Source organism: Streptomyces sp. NPDC028910 (assembly GCF_055564955.1).
Genome location: NZ_JBVHVF010000034.1, coordinates 64,306 through 83,739, shown reverse-complemented (window position 1 = coordinate 83,739; position 19,434 = coordinate 64,306). Strand labels below are relative to the sequence as shown.

At 70.3% G+C, this 19,434-nt stretch carries 16 protein-coding genes and 2 tRNA genes; 15 read left to right on the top strand and 3 right to left on the bottom strand.

The window, feature by feature from the left end; genetic code table 11:
- Positions 1–90 precede the first annotated feature (90 nt).
- The gene (locus ACZ4TV_RS30245; protein ID WP_468138305.1) at positions 91–1,326 is read right to left on the bottom strand and encodes a GNAT family N-acetyltransferase; all 1,236 of its coding nucleotides are present in this window, start codon (positions 1,324–1,326) and stop codon (positions 91–93) included.
- Between the two features lie 117 nt (positions 1,327–1,443).
- Here ACZ4TV_RS30245 and ACZ4TV_RS30240 point away from each other — a divergent pair, with 117 nt between their 5' ends.
- The 4 genes from ACZ4TV_RS30240 to ACZ4TV_RS30225 all read left to right on the top strand — a co-directional run bounded on the left by ACZ4TV_RS30240 (position 1,444) and on the right by ACZ4TV_RS30225 (position 5,549).
- Positions 1,444–2,586 carry a SpoIIE family protein phosphatase gene (locus ACZ4TV_RS30240; protein WP_468138304.1) on the top strand — a complete coding sequence of 381 codons (1,143 nt, stop codon included), beginning with the start codon at positions 1,444–1,446 and terminating at the stop codon, positions 2,584–2,586.
- 751 nt (positions 2,587–3,337) lie between these two features.
- On the top strand, positions 3,338–4,726 hold the full coding sequence (locus tag ACZ4TV_RS30235) for a pyridoxal phosphate-dependent decarboxylase family protein (RefSeq protein ID WP_468138303.1): 1,389 nt from the start codon (positions 3,338–3,340) through the stop codon (positions 4,724–4,726).
- Positions 4,723–5,178, top strand: a complete 456-nt coding sequence (locus ACZ4TV_RS30230; protein WP_468138302.1) for an HD domain-containing protein — start codon at positions 4,723–4,725, stop codon at positions 5,176–5,178. The genes ACZ4TV_RS30235 and ACZ4TV_RS30230 overlap by 4 nt, the downstream gene beginning before the upstream one ends.
- Before the next feature lie 176 nt (positions 5,179–5,354).
- Positions 5,355–5,549 carry a membrane protein gene (locus ACZ4TV_RS30225; protein ID WP_030008564.1) on the top strand — a complete coding sequence of 65 codons (195 nt, stop codon included), beginning with the start codon at positions 5,355–5,357 and terminating at the stop codon, positions 5,547–5,549.
- A 102-nt stretch (positions 5,550–5,651) separates the two neighbouring features.
- Here ACZ4TV_RS30225 and ACZ4TV_RS30220 read toward each other — a convergent pair.
- A tRNA-Gly gene (locus ACZ4TV_RS30220) sits at positions 5,652–5,722 on the bottom strand.
- A 167-nt stretch (positions 5,723–5,889) separates the two neighbouring features.
- Here ACZ4TV_RS30220 and ACZ4TV_RS30215 point away from each other — a divergent pair.
- From ACZ4TV_RS30215 to clpX, 5 genes are all read left to right on the top strand, one after another.
- A tRNA-Pro gene (locus tag ACZ4TV_RS30215) sits at positions 5,890–5,966 on the top strand.
- A 211-nt stretch (positions 5,967–6,177) separates the two neighbouring features.
- Positions 6,178–7,566 (top strand): trigger factor, encoded by a 1,389-nt coding sequence (tig, locus tag ACZ4TV_RS30210; RefSeq protein WP_468138301.1) that lies wholly within the window; start codon positions 6,178–6,180, stop codon positions 7,564–7,566.
- A 287-nt stretch (positions 7,567–7,853) separates the two neighbouring features.
- Complete coding sequence (locus ACZ4TV_RS30205) at positions 7,854–8,471, top strand: ATP-dependent Clp protease proteolytic subunit (protein ID WP_468138300.1); 618 nt, start codon at positions 7,854–7,856, stop codon at positions 8,469–8,471.
- 54 nt (positions 8,472–8,525) lie between these two features.
- Positions 8,526–9,191, top strand: a complete 666-nt coding sequence (locus ACZ4TV_RS30200; protein ID WP_030710839.1) for an ATP-dependent Clp protease proteolytic subunit — start codon at positions 8,526–8,528, stop codon at positions 9,189–9,191.
- A gap of 153 nt (positions 9,192–9,344) precedes the next feature.
- The gene (gene clpX / locus ACZ4TV_RS30195) at positions 9,345–10,631 is read left to right on the top strand and encodes an ATP-dependent Clp protease ATP-binding subunit ClpX (protein ID WP_468138298.1); all 1,287 of its coding nucleotides are present in this window, start codon (positions 9,345–9,347) and stop codon (positions 10,629–10,631) included.
- 66 nt (positions 10,632–10,697) lie between these two features.
- Here the strand turns inward: clpX and ACZ4TV_RS30190 are convergent, their stop codons facing one another.
- Positions 10,698–11,600, bottom strand: a complete 903-nt coding sequence (locus tag ACZ4TV_RS30190; protein WP_468138296.1) for a hypothetical protein — start codon at positions 11,598–11,600, stop codon at positions 10,698–10,700.
- Positions 11,601–11,728: 128 nt separating this feature from the next.
- On the opposite strand from ACZ4TV_RS30190, the gene ACZ4TV_RS30185 reads away from it, so the two are divergent.
- The 6 genes from ACZ4TV_RS30185 to mreC all read left to right on the top strand — a co-directional run bounded on the left by ACZ4TV_RS30185 (position 11,729) and on the right by mreC (position 19,428).
- Positions 11,729–14,350, top strand: coding sequence for a valine--tRNA ligase (locus tag ACZ4TV_RS30185; RefSeq protein WP_468138295.1), 2,622 nt, complete (start codon positions 11,729–11,731; stop codon positions 14,348–14,350).
- A 205-nt stretch (positions 14,351–14,555) separates the two neighbouring features.
- Positions 14,556–16,094: a bifunctional tetrahydrofolate synthase/dihydrofolate synthase gene (gene folC, locus ACZ4TV_RS30180; protein ID WP_468138294.1), complete on the top strand. Its 1,539-nt coding sequence runs from the start codon at positions 14,556–14,558 to the stop codon at positions 16,092–16,094.
- A 3-nt stretch (positions 16,095–16,097) separates the two neighbouring features.
- Positions 16,098–16,466 carry a DUF4233 domain-containing protein gene (locus ACZ4TV_RS30175; protein WP_468138293.1) on the top strand — a complete coding sequence of 123 codons (369 nt, stop codon included), beginning with the start codon at positions 16,098–16,100 and terminating at the stop codon, positions 16,464–16,466.
- Positions 16,467–16,608: 142 nt separating this feature from the next.
- Positions 16,609–17,019: a nucleoside-diphosphate kinase gene (gene ndk / locus ACZ4TV_RS30170; protein WP_468138292.1), complete on the top strand. Its 411-nt coding sequence runs from the start codon at positions 16,609–16,611 to the stop codon at positions 17,017–17,019.
- A 306-nt stretch (positions 17,020–17,325) separates the two neighbouring features.
- Positions 17,326–18,345, top strand: coding sequence for a rod shape-determining protein (locus ACZ4TV_RS30165; protein ID WP_008738981.1), 1,020 nt, complete (start codon positions 17,326–17,328; stop codon positions 18,343–18,345).
- A gap of 135 nt (positions 18,346–18,480) precedes the next feature.
- On the top strand, positions 18,481–19,428 hold the full coding sequence (gene mreC, locus ACZ4TV_RS30160) for a rod shape-determining protein MreC (protein ID WP_468138291.1): 948 nt from the start codon (positions 18,481–18,483) through the stop codon (positions 19,426–19,428).
- Positions 19,429–19,434 lie beyond the last annotated feature (6 nt).

Below are 19,434 nucleotides of genomic sequence, written 5' to 3'. Positions count from 1 at the left end.
CAGCGATCTGGCACAACCGGGCCAACGGCACAGCCATCACACGATCACTGATCGCCTACGACCACTGACGAAGACTTCGGACTTACTCGTCTAGAAGCCGTGCGGCAGCCACGGGGCGACATCACCGGCGAAGGCGCGGGAGGCCTCCGTCAGGGCGCCGGCGCGCAGCTCGCGTACGAGACCGGCCGCCGCCAGCGAGGTGAGGGTGATCCCGCCCAGATAGGCCGAGCCCAGCTCCCGTACCGACAGCTCCAGCTCCGCCGGCTCCTCGGTCCGCGTACAACGGGCGGCGCCCTTGCCGTCCGCGACCAGTCGCCACCGCCCCCCGTTCCACGGGCAGAAGGCGTCCTCGACTTCCAGGACCACGTCCATCGGGGCCCCGTACGTCCGCGACTCCAGCGCCGCGGCCAGGTCCACCAGCCGCAGGTGCAGCGCGTCCCGCGTGCGCGGCCGCGACCGCCGGATGTCGCTGACCAGGTGCAGCACCGGGTCGTCCACAGGCCGCTTGTGCGCCCGTACCGTCCAGGTCAGGTCGATCCCGAAGAGGTAGCGCCACAGCGCCGCGTACGCCGCCGGGTCCAGCGCGTCCAGATCGCCGACCTCGACCGTGCCGTTCGAGCCGGTCGGCTCCCAGTCGGCCTTGACCCGGTAGCGGGCGTACCCGACCACCTCACCGTCCTCCCGCTCGGCCACCACGCACTTCAGCGGCGATCCGCCGGCCCGCATCTCGGGCGGGTCCAGCAGCGCCTGCCGCTCCCAGCCCGGCTGCCGGGCCGGCATGCCCGGCCGCGTGGGGACCAGCGCCGCGTAGACCCGCTCGCAGTCGGCCAGCGCCTGCTGCGGGTCGACGAGGCGCAGCCGTACGTCGCCCGTCCCCGGCGGCACGGAAAGCCGTACGCGGGTCGTGTCGATCTCCACGGCCAGGGAGTACGCCGCGGTCCCGTAGCCGAAGCGCCCGTAGATCGCCGGATCCGAGGCCGTCAGCACGGCGAGCGGTTCGCCACCCGCCCGGACGTCGTCCAACTGGCGCCGCATCAGGGAGCTGAGCACCCCGCGCCGGCGGTGGGTGGGGGCGACGCCCACCATCGTGACGCCGGCCGCCGGGACGACCGCCCCGCCGGGGACCGACAGGCGGAAGCTGAAGACACCGGCCGAGCCGACGCAGGTCCCGCCGTCCCAGACGCCGAGGGAGCGTTCCGCCTCCGTCAGCGACTTGTACAGTTCCCGCTCCTGGGGGGACTCGGGCACGCCACCAAACGCCAGTTCCAGGTGGTCGTACCAGACATCCCACTCATCAGCCTGCAATACGCGCATCTCAAGAGCCATGCGCCCATCCCTATCAGTGCGTTCCGCCGCGGTCGACGTGTTTTCGGGCGGCGACGGACCCCTGGTCCGGGGGTACCCCTGCGCATCCACAGTCAGGATGGATAGGGTCCCGAAGCAATGGCCGGAGCACGCGTGGAAACCCTCATGGCCCGGATGCGCATGCTGTCGCACCGGGGCCGCACCGCCCTGCGCAAATCCGCCGTCGACTACTTCCGCGGCGACGCCTCCGACTGGCTCGCCTTCGGCGGGCTGCTCATCACCATCCCCGCCATCGCCTGCGGCACGATGATGCTGCCGGTCTGGTTCTCGGCCTCGGCACTCGTCCTGCCGATCGTCGCCGGGGGACTGCTGCTGCGCCCCGCCAGCCTGCTCGCCCTCTACGCCGCCTCCGCGGCCGCGCTGATCGTCGAGGCCCTCGTACTCGGCCCCTACACCCAGGGCCCGGCGCGCGTCACCCCCGGCACCGTCCTGGTGGTCGCGGCCTGCGGGTTCTTCGGCCTGGTCATCGCGCAGTTCCGCAGCCGGGTCGGCGTGCCGTGGCGGCGCGGCGGCACCATGCTCTTCGACCTGCGCGAGCGGATCCGGGTCCAGAGCAAACTGCCCGCCCTGCCGCGCGGCTGGCACCGCGAGATGGCCCTGCGGCCGGCCGGCGGCCAGTCCTTCTCCGGCGACTTCGTCGTCGCGGCCCGCACCAACGGCGGCCGCACCCTGGAGATCGTCCTGACCGACGTCTCCGGCAAGGGCATGGAGGCGGGCTCCCGGGCCCTGCTGCTGTCCGGCGCCTTCGGCGGGCTGCTCGGCGCACTGCCGCCGCACGGCTTCCTGCCCGCCGCCAACGGCTACCTGCTCCGCCAGGACTGGGACGAGGGCTTCGCCACCTCCATCCACCTCGTCCTGGACCTGGAGACCGGCGACTACGAACTCCTCTCGGCGGGCCACCTCCCCGCCCTCCAGCTCTCCGCGGGCACCGGCCGCTGGCAGGAGAAGTCCGGTGAGGGCCCGCTGCTGGGCGTCTACGACGGCGCCGAGTTCACCCCCGCCAGCGGCAACCTCCGCCGCGGCGACGTCCTGATGCTCTTCACCGACGGCCTGGTCGAGACGGCCGACCGCGAGATCAGCGAGGGCATCGACCGCCTCACGGGCGAAGCCGACCGGTACGTGGCCTCCGGCTGGGAGGGCGCGGCCTGGCACCTGATCGAGAAGGTCGCCAAGGACGTCAACGACGACCGCGCGCTGCTCCTGATCCGCCGCTCCGCCTGAGCCAGGACCCGACGGCCCCGCACGTGCGCGGGCCGCGTCGCACGAGAGCGCCTTCGCACGCCACCGCCCGAACCCGCCCCCCAGGATCCCACCCCCAGCTGCCCGGTGGTACCGAGGCCGACGGGGCGGACCGGCCGCCGCAACCGGCGGGTCACGCCCGGCCCAGGCCCTGCCCGACCGGCACCTCCAGGTCGAGCAGCCGGACCTCCGGATAGCCCTCCAGCAGGTACTGCCCGTACCGCGGGTGACCAACTGGTAGCCCTCGACCCGCACCGCCATCGCGGAGGTCCCGGCCCCTCCGAGCAGCCGCACCCGCCCTCCGGGCACGGCTGCGCCGAGAGGCCCAGACGCCGCGGCCGCCGTGAACGTCACCGGCGCAGCCAGACCCGGCTCCGGCTCCGGCCTCGGCCTCGGGCCTCGGCCCGGCCGCACTGGCTCCAGCCCCGTGCCTCCGCCCTGGCCCCCTGCGCCCCTGCGCCCCTGGCCCCCTGCGCCCTGGCCGCCTGGGCCCTGGCTCCCTGGTCCCGGCCCCGCTGCCGACCCTGGCCCCCTGGGCCCTGGGCCCTCGGCCCCGCCCCCGGCGCGGCCTTCGGCGGCGGGGTCCCGTAGCCCGGCCGGCGCCACGCGGGCCCCCGCCGCGTCCCGTACCCACCGATCCGTGATCACCCCGCGGGCGCGCGTAGGGCAGCGGTGGGCCACTTGGGCCGGATTGGCCCACCCGGGCGGGCCCGGCCGCGCCTACCGTGCCCCCATGGACCGCACGCTCGCCGCCGATCTCGCCCGGCTCCCCGACCTGCTCGACGCCACCCGCCGCGCCGCCGCCGACGCGCTCGCCACCCTGGACGCGCGCGCCGTCGTACCGCCCGCCGGGAAGCCGTACGACCCCGAGCCCCTCCCGGAGCACGGCGCCGGCACGGACGCCGCCCTCGCCGCCTTCCGCGACCGCTGGGAGCCGCGGCTCTCGGCCTCCGCGGGCCCCCGGTACCTCGGCTTCGTCACCGGCGGAGCCACCCCCGCGGCGCTCGCCGGGGACTGGCTCACCGCGGTCCACGACCAGAACTCCAACTCCGCGCTGGACGGCGCCGGCCAGGACCTCGAACGCGAGACCGTCGGCTGGCTGCGCGAGCTGTTCGGCCTCAGCCCCGCCCACACCGGCACCTTCGTCAGCGGCGCCACCATGTCCAACACCACCGGCCTCGCCATCGCCCGCGAATGGCTCGGCGAACGCCTCGGCGTCTCCCCGGCGGACGACGGCGTGGCGGCCCTCGGCACGGTGCGCGTGCTCTCCGGCGCCCCGCACTCCTCGATCGCCAAGGCCCTCTCGGTCCTCGGCCTGGGCCGCGACCGCCTGGTCCCGGTCCCGACCCTGCCCGGCCGCGAGGCCGTCGATCCCGCCGCACTGGACCGCGCGCTCGCCGACACCCCCGGACCGGCCGTGGTCGTCGCCAACGCGGGCACCGTCAACACCGTCGACTTCGACGACCTCCGGGCCATCGCGGCCCTGCGCCCCCGCCGCGACTTCTGGCTGCACACCGACGCCGCCTTCGGCGCCTTCGCCGCCCTCTCCCCGGACCACGCGCACCTCACCGACGGCCTCGACGCCTCCGACTCCCTCTGCGTCGACCTGCACAAATGGCTCAACGTCCCCTACGACAGCGCCGTCCAGTTCACCCGCCGACGCGACCTGCAGGCCCGCGTCTTCCAAAACTCGGCCGCCTACCTCGGCCCCCTCGGCGACCACCCCGACCTCGTCCACCTCACCCCGGAGAACTCCCACCGGCTGCGCGCCCTCGCCGCCTGGTTCACGCTCCGCGCCTACGGCCGCCAGGGTCACCGGGAGATCGTCGAGCGCGACATCGCCTGCGCCCGCGCCCTGGGCGAGCACCTCTCCCAGGACCCCGCCATCACCCTCCTGGCCCCCGTCCGCCTCAACGTGGTCTGCTTCACCCTCGCCCAGGCCCCCACCCCGGCCCGTCTGACCGCCCTGCGCGAGGCCGCCGCCGGCGAGGTCTTCGTCACGCCCACCGTCTACGCGGGAACCCCGGCCCTGCGCGCCGCGTTCTCCAACTGGCGTACCACGCAGGCGGACGTACGCCGGGCCGCCGAGGCCCTGCGCAAGGCAGCGAGGGAGATCGCATGACGAGCCGTGCCCTGACACTCGCGGAGGTCGAGGCCCTGGCGCGCAGCGCGCACGAGGGCCAGACCGACAAGGCCGGCCGGCCGTACGCCGAGCACCTCGCGGCCGTGGCCGAGGGCGTGCGCCTGCGCGGCGGCAGCGCCGAACAGCAGGCGGCGGCCTGGCTCCACGACGCGATCGAGGACGAGGCCCTCAGCCTCACCTGGCTGGATTCGGCGGCCCTGCCGCAGCCCGTGAAGGACATGGTCCTCGCGGTCACCAAGCGCCCCGGCGAACCGGTCGAGCAGTACGCGGCCCGCATCCTGGCCACCCCGGGCGCCCTGCTGGTCAAGGAAGCCGACCTCGCGCACAACGCAGACCCCGTACGCCTCTCCGTACTCGACGGCCCCACCCGCGAGCGGCTGTCCGCGAAGTACGCGTATGTCCGGTCCCTCCTCGGCCTCACCGCCCCGTGACCCACGCACGAGGCCCGAAATATGCCCGTCGCACGTGTGGTTGGCGGAAACGGAACCATGGCTATTCGTCACGGGGCGGATAGCCGGGGCCCGTTGGTGGGAGGATGGTCCATGTGGGGGTGTGCTTGGCCGTGCGCCCCGGGCCGACCAGGGGACGACCGAAGGTGTGATCAGTAGTGGCCATTTCGCTGTCAGTGGTGGTTCTGTTGGCGGTCATCCTGGTGGTGCTGATCCGCGGCAACCACATCAAGACGGGTCCCGCCATCGTCGCGGCCCTCTTCGGCTTCTTCCTGGCGTCCAGCTCGATCGCGGACGACGTGAACCGCTTCCTGAACTCCCTCGCGACGATGATCGCGAACATCAAGCTCTAGGCCGCACGGCCGCATGCCGCACGCCCGCACCAGGCCGCGCAAACGCACAGAGCCGGTATCCACGTCTGTGGATACCGGCTCCGACCTGCGTTTCCTACCAAGAGCGGGCGACGGGAATCGAACCCGCGTAGCTAGTTTGGAAGACTAGGGCTCTACCATTGAGCTACGCCCGCAACGCGCGCGCCGCAAGTCCGGGGACCGCGGCACGAACAGCATCCTAGCGGGTCCCGCCGGGGGAGCGCACACCACATTTCGCCCCCGCGCGGGGACCTGCCCCGGATGCGTCGGGAAACCCGCGCATCAGAGGGTCCCCGGGCATGTACCCTACGTGTCGCACCGACGGGGTGTGGCGCAGCTTGGTAGCGCGTCCGCTTTGGGAGCGGAAGGTCGTCGGTTCGAATCCGGCCACCCCGACCACCAGCAGTGTCCTCTTCGAGCTTTCCCCGGGTCTGCTCCGAGTCTTCGTCGAGGACCACCACAAGATCGCGTTGTGGGCTGATTGCCGCTTGCGGTTACTATGCAAGCTGCGTGCCCGTGTGTCTGATGTACCGGGCCCGATCCACCGAACCGCTGAATCGCAGCGTGCCGGGGGAGACCCCCAGCAGTCAGCCACCAAGGAGACCAAACCGTGAAGAGCGCCGTGGAGACCCTGAACCCGACTCGGGTTCGGCTCACTGTTGAGGTGCCCTTCGAGGAGCTCAAGGACAGCCTCGACGCGGCCTACAAGAAGATCAACCAGCAGGTCACGGTGAAGGGCTTCCGCAAGGGCAAGATCCCGGCCCGCGTCATCGACCAGCGCTTCGGCCGCGGTGCGGTGCTGGAGGAGGCCGTCAACGACGCCCTCCCGAAGTTCTACACCGAGGCGGTCAACGAGGCCGACCTGAACCCGCTGGGCCAGCCCGAGGTGGACATCACGGAGCTGAAGGACGGCGAGCTGCTGGCCTTCACCGCCGAGGTCGACGTCCGTCCCGAGATCGAGATCCCGGACTACTCCGGCATCGAGGTCGAGGTCGACGCCATCGAGGTCTCCGACGAGGACGTCGAGAAGTCGATCGAGCAGCTGCGCGGCCGCTTCGCGTCCACCAAGGACGTCGAGCGCGCCGCCCAGGACGGCGACGTCGTCACGATCGACCTCGAGGCGAAGGTCGACGGCGAGGTGCTGCCGGACGGCGTCGCCTCCGACGTCTCCTACACCATCGGCTCGGGCGAGCTCCTCGACGGCATCGACGAGGCCGTCAAGGGCCTGGAGGCCGGTGGCGAGGCCACCTTCACCTCCCAGCTGAAGGGCGGCTCCGCCGAGGGCAAGGACGCCGAGGTCACCGTCAAGGTCACCAAGGTCTCCGCCCGCGAGCTGCCGGAGCTGGACGACGAGTTCGCGCAGATGGCGAGCGAGTTCGACACCCTTGAGGCCCTCAAGGACGACAGCCGCAAGCGCCTCGAGAACATGAAGCAGTTCGACCAGGCCACGCAGGCCCAGGAGCGCGTCCTGGAGAAGCTGCTGGAGCTCGTCGAGGTCCCGATCCCCGAGAAGCTCCTCGCGGACGAGGTCCAGACCCGCAAGCACAACCTCGAGCACCACCAGCTCGGCCAGATGGGTCTGACCATCGAGAAGTACCTGGAGTTCCAGGGCAAGACGGTCGAGGAGTTCGACGCCGAGACCTCCGAGCAGGCGATCAAGGGCATCAAGACCCAGTTCGTCCTCGACGCGCTGGTCAACAAGGAGAAGCTGGGCGTCAACCAGGAGGAGCTCACCGAGCACCTCATGCGCCGCGCCTCCTCCTCCGGCATGTCCCCCGACCAGTTCGCCCAGGCCGTCGTCGAGGGTGGCCAGGTTCCGATGCTGGTCGGCGAGGTCGCCCGCGGCAAGGCCCTCGCGGTCGTCGTCGAGGCCGCCAAGGTCGTCGACACCAACGGCGAGGTCGTGGACCTGACCGACGAGGACGAGGAGCAGGCCACCGAGACGGTCGAGGCCGTCGTCGACGGTGACACCGAGGTGAAGGCCGACGAGGCCAAGTAGCACCCCGGCGACACCTCGGGCGAAGCCCACTGAGCAGTGCCCCGAAGGGCCCGGACGCAGCCGCGTCCGGGCCCTTCGGCATGGTGCCCGAAAGGCCCCGGGAGCTTGCGCTCCGAGCGAACAGTTCGGGAAGCGGGATGGCGTTGTCCTACCTGCGCGTTAGGGTCCATGAATACGAGGGCACGTGAGTACCCGGGCGCCGGCGGACTCGTCCGCACCGGCCGGACCGGGCCCCAGAACGAGACGCTGAGACGGCACATGGCCGTCGGAGACGAGCAGGTGGATACGTGACGAATCTGAAGCCTTACGCCGCGGGTGAGCCGTCCATCGGTGGCGGCCTCGGCGACCATGTCTACAACCGGCTGCTCGGCGAGCGCATCATCTTCCTCGGCCAGCAGGTCGACGACGACATCGCCAACAAGATCACCGCGCAGCTCCTGCTCCTGGCCGCCGAGCCGGAGAAGGACATCTACCTCTACATCAACAGCCCCGGTGGCTCCGTGACGGCCGGCATGGCCGTCTACGACACCATGCAGTACATCCCCAACGACGTCGTCACCATCGGCATGGGCATGGCGGCCTCCATGGGGCAGTTCCTGCTCACCGGCGGCGCCAAGGGCAAGCGCTTCGCCCTGCCGAACACCGACATCCTGATGCACCAGGGCTCCGCCGGTATCGGTGGCACCGCGTCGGACATCAAGATCCAGGCCCAGTACCTGCTGCGCACCAAGCAGCGGATGGCCGAGATCACCGCGTTCCACTCGGGCCAGACCGTCGAGACGATCATCCGCGACGGTGACCGCGACCGTTGGTTCACCTCCGAGGAGGCCAAGGAGTACGGCCTCATCGACGAGATCATCTCGGCAGCGTCCAACGTTCCGGGCGGCGGCGGCACCGGGGCCTGATCCCGGTCCCACCGTCAGTACCCAGCAGCCGACAGCCCGCAGAACGCCACCAGGATGGTGAACACCCAGATGCAGAACAACTTCTCCGCGAGCGGCCTCTACACCGGCCCGCAGGTGGACAACCGCTACGTCATCCCGCGCTTCGTGGAGCGCACCTCGCAGGGCGTGCGCGAGTACGACCCGTACGCGAAGCTCTTCGAGGAGCGCGTGATCTTCCTCGGCGTGCAGATCGACGACGCCTCGGCCAACGACGTCATGGCGCAGCTGCTGTGCCTGGAGTCGATGGACCCGGACCGCGACATCTCGATCTACATCAACAGCCCCGGCGGCTCCTTCACCGCGCTGACGGCGATCTACGACACCATGCAGTTCGTGAAGCCGGACATCCAGACGGTCTGCATGGGCCAGGCGGCCTCCGCCGCCGCGGTCCTGCTCGCCGCCGGCACCCCCGGCAAGCGCATGGCCCTGCCGAACGCCCGCGTGCTGATCCACCAGCCCTCCGGCGGCACCGGCCGTGAGCAGCTCTCGGACCTCGAGATCGCGGCCAACGAGATCCTGCGCATGCGCGACCAGCTGGAGACCATGCTGGCCAAGCACTCGACGACGCCGATCGAGAAGATCCGCGACGACATCGAGCGCGACAAGATCCTCACGGCCGAGGACGCGCTCGCGTACGGCCTGATCGACCAGATCATCTCCACCCGCAAGAGTTCGCACTGATCCTTGCCGCCAGTTGGCGTGGGCACGCCGCCGGATCCGGCGATGTGAACCACGTCAAGGGGGCCCCGCACGGGGCCCCCGGCAAGGTACCGTCGGATATGAGGCACCAGGAGCGCTGAACCAGGCGTCTCCCAGGCGAAGGGGAAGCACCTCGTGGCACGCATCGGTGACGGCGGCGACCTGCTCAAGTGCTCGTTCTGCGGAAAGAGCCAGAAGCAGGTGAAGAAGCTCATCGCAGGACCCGGTGTGTACATCTGCGACGAGTGCATCGACCTCTGCAACGAGATCATCGAAGAGGAGCTCGCGGAGACCTCCGAGGTCCGGTGGGAGGAACTCCCCAAGCCCCGCGAGATCTACGAGTTCCTCGAGAGCTACGTCGTGGGCCAGGAGCCGGCGAAGAAGGCGCTCTCGGTAGCGGTCTACAACCACTACAAGCGGGTCCAGGCCGGCGAGAACGGCGGCGGCCAGGGCCGGGACGACGCGATCGAGCTCGCGAAGTCCAACATCCTGCTGCTGGGCCCCACGGGCTCCGGCAAGACGCTGCTCGCGCAGACCCTCGCCCGCATGCTGAACGTCCCCTTCGCCATCGCCGACGCGACGGCGCTGACGGAGGCCGGCTACGTCGGCGAGGACGTCGAGAACATCCTGCTGAAGCTGATCCAGGCCGCCGACTACGACGTCAAGAAGGCCGAAACCGGGATCATCTACATCGACGAGATCGACAAGGTCGCCCGCAAGAGCGAGAACCCGTCGATCACGCGCGACGTGAGCGGCGAGGGCGTTCAGCAGGCCCTCCTGAAGATCCTGGAGGGCACGACCGCCTCCGTCCCGCCGCAGGGCGGCCGCAAGCACCCGCACCAGGAGTTCATCCAGATCGACACGACGAACGTGCTCTTCATCGTGGGCGGCGCCTTCGCCGGCCTGGAGAAGATCATCGAGTCGCGTGCGGGCGCCAAGGGCATCGGCTTCGGGGCGACGATCCGCTCGAAGCGCGAGATCGAGGCGAGCGACCAGTTCCAGGAGGTCATGCCGGAGGACCTGGTGAAGTTCGGGATGATCCCCGAGTTCATCGGCCGCCTCCCCGTGCTGACCTCCGTGCACAACCTGGACCGCGAGGCCCTGCTCCAGATCCTCATCGAGCCGCGCAACGCGCTGGTCAAGCAGTACCAGCGGCTCTTCGAACTCGACGGTGTCGAGCTGGACTTCGAGCGCGAGGCTCTCGAAGCCATCGCCGACCAGGCGATCCTCCGCCAGACGGGCGCGCGCGGCCTGCGCGCCATCATGGAGGAGGTCCTGATGTCGGTGATGTACGAGGTCCCGTCCCGCAAGGACGTGGCCCGCGTGGTCATCACCGCGGACGTGGTCCGCTCCAACGTCAACCCGACGCTGGTCCCCCGCATCGTCCCGAAGGACCAGGGCCCGCAGGAGAAGTCGGCGTAGCCGTCCAGACCGAGCAGAAGGGGCGCCCCCATCGGGGGCGCCCCTTCTTGCGTGTCCCGTGAGCCGCTACTTCTTGACGCGGGCGGTGTTGTAGAGCTTCGCGGCGAGGTCCGCGGCCTGCTCCTGGGTGTAGCCCGGCTTGCCGGCCAGGACGGAGGCCACGTCCGTGGCGCTGATCATGCTCAGCGTGCTGTAGTCACCCCAGATGCAGAACGGGAGAGTGGCCTCCTTCGGCCCCTTGGTGGTCGTGTCCTTCGAGGAGAACTTGATGTCCTGGCACTTCATGACGGCACCCTTGAAACCGGCCGGGCTCATCGTCTTGGGGCTGCCGATGAGTTCGACTTCGGACTTGCCGTCTTTGCCGGCCTCCAGCTTGGCCAAGGCGAAGTACGCGTCCACGGCCTTCTCCGGGTCAGCGATCTCGCCGTAGACGCCCGAGAAGTTGAGGCTCTTGGCCGACAGCGGGTTCTTCGGGTCGCCGGCCTGGTAGTCCATGCTCACCTGGGTGGGGTTCTTGACGCCCACACCCTCGGCTTCCTTCTTGTCCTTGTCGGAGAACTCCTTGGCCTTGTGCTTCGGGTTCTTCTTGAAGTCGTCCACCGACTCCGGGGCGACCAGCTTGTAGCCCTTGGTGTCGGACGCGATCGCGCTGCCCGAACCGCCGCCCTTCGTGAAGTACCAGCCCGCGCCCGCGACCACCGCTACCGCGACGACCACGCCGATGATGACGCCGGCCTTGGACTTCTTCGGCGGCTGCCCGCCGTACGGAGGCTGCTGCGGGTAGCCGTACGCCGGCGTCGGAGGCTGCTGCGGGTATCCCTGCGGCGGTACGCCCGGCTGCTGCGGGTAGCCGTACCCGGGCTGAGGGGCGGGCTGGCCGTACGGGCCGGGCGGCGGCGGGGGCTGCTGCCCGTACGGTCCCGGCTGCTGCGGCTGCTGCCCGTACGGTCCCGGCTGGTTGTAGCTCATCCCGCTGTCCCCCCATGAGGTTGCTTATACGTTCCACACATCCTGGCGGAAGGCGATGGCGACCGGGGCGGCGGGCCCCCTCATTACTGGTTTCATGACTGGACTGTTACGGCCGTAAACTGTGGCCCGTGACCGAGAACACGCAGACACCCAGCAGCCCCAACTCCGAACTGCCGACCGCCTACGCGCCGGCCGAGGTAGAGGGGAAGCTCTACGAGCGCTGGGTAGAGCGTGGGTATTTCGAGGCCGACGCGAAGAGCGAGAAGCCGCCGTACACCATCGTCATCCCGCCGCCGAACGTCACGGGCTCGCTCCACCTGGGGCACGCCTTCGAGCACACGCTCATCGACGCCCTGACCCGTCGCAAGCGCATGCAGGGCTTCGAGACGCTGTGGCAGCCCGGCATGGACCACGCCGGTATCGCCACCCAGAACGTCGTCGAGCGCGAGCTCGCCAAGGAGGGCAAGTCGCGCCACGACCTGGGCCGTGAGGCCTTCGTCGAGCGCGTCTGGCAGTGGAAGGGCGAGTCCGGCGGGCAGATCTCCGGCCAGATGCGCCGTCTCGGCGACGGCGTCGACTGGTCGCGTGAGCGCTTCACCATGGACGAGGGCCTCTCCGAGGCCGTCCAGACGATCTTCAAGAGGCTCTACGACGACGAGCTGATCTACCGCGCCGAGCGCATCATCAACTGGTGCCCGCGCTGCCTCACCGCGATCTCCGACATCGAGGTCGAGTACCAGGACGACGACGGTGAGCTCGTCTCCATCCGGTACGGGGAAGGTGACGCCTCGATCGTCGTCGCGACGACGCGCGCCGAGACGATGCTGGGTGACACGGCCGTCGCCGTCCACCCGGAGGACGAGCGGTACAAGCACCTCGTCGGCCGGGAGATCGAGCTGCCGCTGACCGGCCGCCGCATCCCGGTCGTCGCGGACGAGCACGTCGACCCCGAGTTCGGCACCGGCGCCGTCAAGGTGACGCCCGCGCACGACCCGAACGACTTCGAGATCGGCCAGCGCCACAACCTGCCGAACCTCGCCGTCATGGACGAGCACGCCATCATCACGGCCCACGGCCCCTTCCAGGGCCTGGACCGCCTGGAGGCCCGTTCCGCCATCGTCGCCGCGCTGCGCGCCGACGGCCGGATCGTCGCCGAGAAGCGCCCGTACACCCACTCCGTCGGCCACTGCTCGCGCTGCAAGACCACCATCGAGCCGCGCCTGTCCATGCAGTGGTGGGTCAAGGTCGGCCCGCTCGCGAAGGCCGCCGGTGACGCGGTCCGCGACGGCAAGGTCAAGATCCACCCGCAGGAGATGGAGAAGCGGTACTTCGACTGGGTCGACAACCTCCACGACTGGTGCATCTCGCGCCAGCTGTGGTGGGGCCACCGCATCCCCGTCTGGTACGGCCCGAACGGCGAGGTCGTCTGCGTCGGACCGGACGAGCAGCCGCCCACGGGCGAGGGCTGGACCCAGGACACCGACGTCCTCGACACCTGGTTCTCCTCGGGCCTGTGGCCCTTCTCCACGCTCGGCTGGCCGCGGCAGACCGAGAGCCTGGCGAAGTTCTACCCGAACTCCGTCCTGGTCACCGGCTACGACATCCTCTTCTTCTGGGTCGCCCGGATGATGATGTTCGGCCTGTACGCGATGGACGGCACCCCGCCGTTCCACACCATCGCCCTGCACGGCATGGTCCGTGACGAGCGCGGCAAGAAGATGTCGAAGTCCTTCGGCAACGCGGTCAACCCGCTGGACTGGATGGACAAGTACGGTTCCGACGCGGTCCGCTTCACCCTGGCGCGCGGCGCCAACCCGGGTGTCGACGTCCCGATCGGCGAGGACTGGGTCCAGGCGTCCAGCAAGTTCGCCAACAAGATCTGGAACGCCACCCGCTTCGCGCTCATGAACGGCGCGACCATCGAGGGCGACCTGCCGCCGGTCGAGCAGATGTCGGCCACCGACCGCTGGATCCTGTCGCGGCTGAACAAGACCGTGGCCGAGGTCGACGCGTTCTACGACGACTACCAGTTCTCGAAGCTGTCGGACGCGCTGTACCACTTCGCGTGGGACGAGGTCTTCGACTGGTACGTCGAGCTGTCGAAGACGACGTTCTTCGCGGGCGGCGAGGGCGCCAAGGTCTCCGGCCGGGTCCTGGGTGAGGTGCTCGACACCACCCTGCGCCTGCTGCACCCCGTGGTCCCCTTCGTCACCGAGACCCTGTGGACCACGCTGACCGGGCGCGAGTCCCTCGTGATCGCCGAGTGGCCCACGGACAGCGGCTTCCGCGACGAGGCCGCCGAGGCCGAGGTCGGCAGCGTCCAGGCGGTCGTCACCGAGGTCCGCCGGTTCCGCAAGGAGCAGGGGCTGCAGGACAACCAGAAGGTCCCGGCCCGCCTGGACCTCGGCGGGACCGCGCTGGTCGCGCACGAGGCCGCCATCCGGCAGCTGCTGCGTCTGCAGCCGGAGGGCGACTCCTTCAGCGCCACCGCGTCCCTCCCGGTCGCCGGCGCCACGGTCTCGCTCGACCTGTCGGGCACCATCGACGTGGCCGCCGAGCGCAAGCGCCTCTCCAAGGACCTCGGCGCCGCCGAGAAGGAGAAGCAGCAGGCGGAGGCGAAGCTCGGGAACGAGGCGTTCATCGCCAAGGCCCCCGACAACGTCGTGGACAAGATCAAGGGCCGTCTCACCAAGGCCGAGGCGGACATCGCCCGGATCCAGGCCCAGCTGGACGCGCTGCCGCCCGCGTAGCCGCCCGTGAGCGTGCGAAGGCCCCCACACCGTCGGTCGGTTTGGGGGCCTTCCCCGTATGCCCCATGCCCTCGCTGGACGTGCTCACGGCGCTCGGCTGCCTCGGTGTCGCCGGGGCCGGAGCCGGAGCCGGCAGGCCGCCCCGGGGTGGTCTCGGGACACCCGGGTCGGAAGTCCTGGGTGTCCGCGTCCGTAGACTGGCCTCGTGAGTGAGCAGCAGCCCGAGAGCCACGACCGCGACGACAGCGACGACCTCGCCGGCACCTTCGACGAGTTCGATCAGATCGTGGCGGAAGAGTCCGACCGCGACCCCGACCTGGCGGTGATCGAGGCCGGCAGCCGCACCCTGCGCGCCCAGGCCGGACCGCCCCAGGGCGACCCGGTACCCGCCCGGCCCCTCGACCCGGAGGTCGCGAAGGCGCTGCTGGAGGTGGAGCAGGAGCTCGCCACGCGCTGGGGCGAGACCAAGCTGGAGCCTTCGGTGTCGCGGATCGCGGCGCTGATGGACGTGCTGGGCGAGCCGCAGCGCGCGTACCCCTCCATCCACGTCACCGGCACCAACGGCAAGACCAGCACGGCCCGCATGATCGAGTGCCTGCTGAACGCCTTCGAGCTGCGCACCGGGCGCTACACCAGCCCGCACGTGCAGTCGATCACCGAGCGGATCAGCCTCGACGGGGCGCCGATCAGCGCCGAGCGGTTCGTCGAGACGTACCACGACATCAAGCCGTACGTGGAGATGGTCGACGCCGCCGAGGAGTTCCGGCTGTCGTTCTTCGAGGTGCTCACCGGGATGGCCTACGCGGCCTTCGCGGACGCCCCCGTGGACGTGGCCGTGGTCGAGGTCGGCATGGGCGGCAGCTGGGACGCGACGAACGTCATCGACGCCTCCGTCGCGGTGATCACCCCGATCAGCCTGGACCACACCGACCGGCTCGGCTCCACGCCCGGCGAGATCGCCCAGGAGAAGGGCGGCGTCATCAAGCAGGGCGCCACCGTGATCCTGGCGCAGCAGCCGGTGGACGCGGCGCAGGTGCTGCTGAAGAAGGCCGTGGAGGTCGATGCCACGGTGGCCCGCGAGGGCATGGAGTTCGGGGTCGTCGCGCGCGAGGTCGCGGTCGGCGGGCAGCAGCTGACGCTGCGCGGTGTGGGCGGGGAGTACGACGACATCTTCCTGCCGCTGTACGGCGCCCACATGGCGCACAACGCGGCGGTGGCGCTGGCCGCCGTCGAGGCCTTCTTCGGGATCGGCCAGGAGGGCGCCCGGGTCCTGGACCTGGACACCGTACGCAGGGCCTTCGCCTCGGTGACCTCGCCGGGCCGCATGGAGGTCGTGCGGCGCAGTCCGACGGTGGTCCTGGACGCGGCGCACAACCCGGCGGGCGCGGCGGCCACCGCGGAGGCGGTCACCGAGTCGTTCGGCTTCAGCCGGCTGATCGGGGTCGTGGCCGCGAGCGAGGGCAAGGACGTGCGCGGGGTGCTGGAGGCGTTCGAGCCGATCTTCGCGGAGGTGGTGGTGACGGAGAACTCCAGCCACCGGGCGATGGGCGCGGACGAGCTGGCGGCGGTCGCGGTCGAGGTCTTCGGCGTGGACCGGGTACAGGTGGAGCCGCGGCTGGACGACGCCCTGGAGGCGGCGATCACCCTGGCGGAGGAAGAGGCGGAGTACGGAGGGGCCGGGGTCCTGGTGACCGGTTCCGTGATCACGGTGGGCGAGGCCCGCCTGCTGCTGAAGAGGGGCTGAGGGATGCGCACGCTGTGTGCGAGCACGCTGATCGGCGAGTTCTTCGTGATCGGCTTCGCGGGGCTGGTGGCGATGAAGAACCCCGATCTGACCCAGGCCACGGTCTGGACGGTGTGCGGGGTGACGATGCTGCTGTCGGTGCTGCTGTGCGGGATGCTGTCGCGTCCCGGGGCGGTCCCGCTGGGCTGGGCCCTGCAGATCGGCCTGATCGCGAGCGGGTTCGTCGTGCCGACGATGTTCTTCCTCGGCGCGGTGTTCGCCGCCCTGTGGTGGTGCTCGGTGCACTACGGCCGCAAGATCGACGCGGTCAAGGCGCGCTGGGCGGCCGCGCAGGAGGCGTCCGGGGCACCCGGGGCGCCTGACGCCGCGTGACGGCTCGCCGGGGACCCGCCCGGCCGGTCGGGTCGGCGGGTCGGGCAGGGCCGCCCGGGCCGCCCGGGCCGACCGGCCGGGCAGGTCCGAATGGCCCTGTAGATTCGTCCTACCGCACCCGTATGCCGCAAGGAGCCGCAACATGACCCAGCGCACCCTCGTCCTGCTCAAGCCCGACGCCGTCCGTCGCGGTCTGATCGGCGAGATCATCGGCCGCATCGAGCGGAAGGCCGGCTGGACCATCCCCGCGCTGGAGCTGCGCACGCTGGACCAGGAGACCCTGGAGGCGCACTACGGCGAGCACAAGGGCAAGCCGTTCTACGAGCCCCTCATGGGCTTCATGGCCAGTGGTCCGATCGTGGCCCTGGTCGTCGAAGGGGAACGCGTGATCGAGGGTGTCCGCCAGCTGGCGGGACCCACTGACCCGATCGCCGCCGCGCCGGGCTCCATCCGGGGGGACTTCGGGACCATCGTCCGGGAGAACCTGATCCACGCCTCGGACTCGGAGGAGTCCGCCGAGCGGGAGCTGAAGCTCTTCTTCCCCGCTCTCTGAGCCACTCGGAGCATTCCTTCCTGACGCGACATCAGCCAAATAGCGCTCATGACCTGGGGCGACCGAAGTAATTTCGGTCGCCCTTCGGTATTTCCGGGCGAGAGCGGGAACGCCTGGCAAGGACAAGTCGTCACCACTAAGGGGGCGGGTATCCATTCCGGCGCGATTGCCGGAGTCCCGTCGCGCGGTGTCCGTACTCCCGGCACTACGATGGGGCCTCCACCCACACACCCACCTCGCCGACCTGACAGCAGCCGCTATCAACTGGAAGGCCAGACGCTCCTCATGGGGAACAAGGGGAACAACATGTCGTTCATCGGCCGTGACATGGCGATCGACCTCGGGACCGCCAACACGCTGGTGTACGTGAGGGGCCGGGGGATCGTCCTGAACGAGCCGTCCGTGGTCGCCATCAACACGAACACCGGCGGCATTCTGGCGGTCGGCTCGGAGGCGAAGAAGATGATCGGGCGCACGCCCGGCAACATCGTCGCCGTACGGCCCCTCAAGGACGGCGTGATCGCCGACTTCGAGATCACCGAGCGTATGCTCCGGTACTTCATCCTCAAGATCCACAAGCGCCGTTACCTGGCCCGCCCGCGGGTGGTGGTCTGCGTTCCCTCCGGTATCACCGGAGTCGAGCGCCGCGCCGTCATCGAGGCGTCCACGCAGGCCGGCGCCCGCCAGGTGCACATCATCGAGGAGCCCATGGCCGCCGCCATCGGCTCGGGCCTGCCCGTCCACGAGGCCACCGGCAACATGGTCGTGGACATCGGCGGCGGCACCACCGAGGTCGCCGTCATCTCCCTCGGTGGAATCGTCACGGCGCAGTCCATCCGGGTGGCCGGTGACGAGCTCGACAACGCGATCATCCAGCACATCAAGAAGGAGTACTCGCTCCTCCTCGGCGAGCGGACGGCCGAGCAGATCAAGATCACCATCGGGTCGGCCTACGACCTCGACAAGGACGAGCACACCGAGATCCGCGGTCGCGACCTGGTCTCCGGCCTGCCCAAGACGGTCGTCATCTCGGCCGCCGAGGTCCGCAAGGCCATCGAGGAGCCGGTCAACGCCATCGTCGACGCGGTCAAGACCACGCTCGACAAGTGTCCGCCGGAACTCTCCGGCGACATCATGGACCGCGGCATCGTCCTGACCGGCGGCGGCGCCCTCCTGCGCGGCCTCGACGAGCGGCTGCGCCGGGAGACCGGCATGCCGATCCACATCGCCGAGGACCCGCTCGACTCCGTCGCGCTCGGCTCCGGCAAGTGCGTCGAGGAGTTCGAGGCCCTCCAGCAGGTCCTGGACGCCCAGCCCCGTCGCTGACACACACCCCTCCCTGCCGGGAGGGGTCATGCGGAACACCAAGGATCCGCCGTACGGGTGCTACCGGGCCCGTGCGGCGGATCGTTGATATACAGGCAAAAGAGAATTCCGACGAGGAAGGCACGGCCGCCGCACGTGAGGGACACACGAGAAAGCCGGCTGCTGCTGGTGCTTCTGATCGCCATCGCGTTCGCATTGATCACGGTGGACATCAGGGCAGGCGAGGAGTCGCCGGTCGACGGTGCCCGGCAGGCCGCCGCAGCGGTCTTCGGGCCGGTCGAGAAGGGTGTGGCGACCGCGGTCGATCCCGTCGCCAACGCCATAGGGGCGGTACGGGACTCCGGCGAGCGCCACAACCGCATCGCCACGCTGGAGCGCGAGAACGCGGCCCTGAAGGTCAAGCTGGGCAGCGACGAGCAGACCCGCAGCCGCATCCACGAGCTCGACGAGATGCTCAAGCGGGCCGGCGCCGGGCAGTACGGCATCAAGGGCGCCGAGGTCATCGCGATAGGAGCGGCCCAGGGCTTCTCCTGGACCGTCACCATCGACGCCGGCAGCAAGGACGGCATCGAACGCGACATGACCGTCCTCAACGGGGACGGGCTCGTCGGCCGGGTCAGCACCGTCGGCCCCGACACGGCCACGGTCGTCCTCGCCAACGACCCCGACTTCACCGTCGGTACCCGCCTGGAGAAGACCGGCGAACTCGGCTTCGCCACCGGCCAGGGCGACCGCGCTCTGTCCGTCCAGATGCTCAACGGCAAGGCCAAGATCAGCCCCGGCGACCGGCTCGTCACCTTCGGCTCGCGCGGCAACAAGCCCTTCGTGCCCGGCGTGCCGATCGGCGAGGTGGTCAAGGTCGACCCCTCGCGCGGCGACCTGACCCGCACCGTCTGGGTGCGCCCGTTCGTCGGCTTCTCCCGCCTGGACATCGTCGGCGTCGTCGTGATGCCGCCGCGCGAGGACCCGCGCGACGCCGTGCTGCCGCCCAAGCCCGAGGCCCCCAAGCCCATTCCGACGGTCACCGTCACGGTCACCCCGTCGGGATCCGCCAGCGTGCCCGGCAAGCCGGACGACGAGTAGGAGCAG

Excerpts from the sequence above, each read along its gene's own strand:
- ACZ4TV_RS30240 (WP_468138304.1), top strand. The coding sequence starts at position 1,444 with ATGGCCGGAGCACGCGTGGAAACCCTCATGGCCCGGATGCGCATGCTG.
- ndk (WP_468138292.1), top strand. The coding sequence starts at position 16,609 with ATGACCCAGCGCACCCTCGTCCTGCTCAAGCCCGACGCCGTCCGTCGC.
- ACZ4TV_RS30200 (WP_030710839.1), top strand. The coding sequence starts at position 8,526 with ATGGTGAACACCCAGATGCAGAACAACTTCTCCGCGAGCGGCCTCTAC.
- ACZ4TV_RS30230 (WP_468138302.1), top strand. The coding sequence starts at position 4,723 with ATGACGAGCCGTGCCCTGACACTCGCGGAGGTCGAGGCCCTGGCGCGC.
- ACZ4TV_RS30235 (WP_468138303.1), top strand. The coding sequence starts at position 3,338 with ATGGACCGCACGCTCGCCGCCGATCTCGCCCGGCTCCCCGACCTGCTC.
- ACZ4TV_RS30165 (WP_008738981.1), top strand. The coding sequence starts at position 17,326 with ATGTCGTTCATCGGCCGTGACATGGCGATCGACCTCGGGACCGCCAAC.
- ACZ4TV_RS30245 (WP_468138305.1), bottom strand. The coding sequence starts at position 1,326 with ATGGCTCTTGAGATGCGCGTATTGCAGGCTGATGAGTGGGATGTCTGG.
- ACZ4TV_RS30190 (WP_468138296.1), bottom strand. The coding sequence starts at position 11,600 with ATGAGCTACAACCAGCCGGGACCGTACGGGCAGCAGCCGCAGCAGCCG.
- ACZ4TV_RS30175 (WP_468138293.1), top strand. The coding sequence starts at position 16,098 with ATGCGCACGCTGTGTGCGAGCACGCTGATCGGCGAGTTCTTCGTGATC.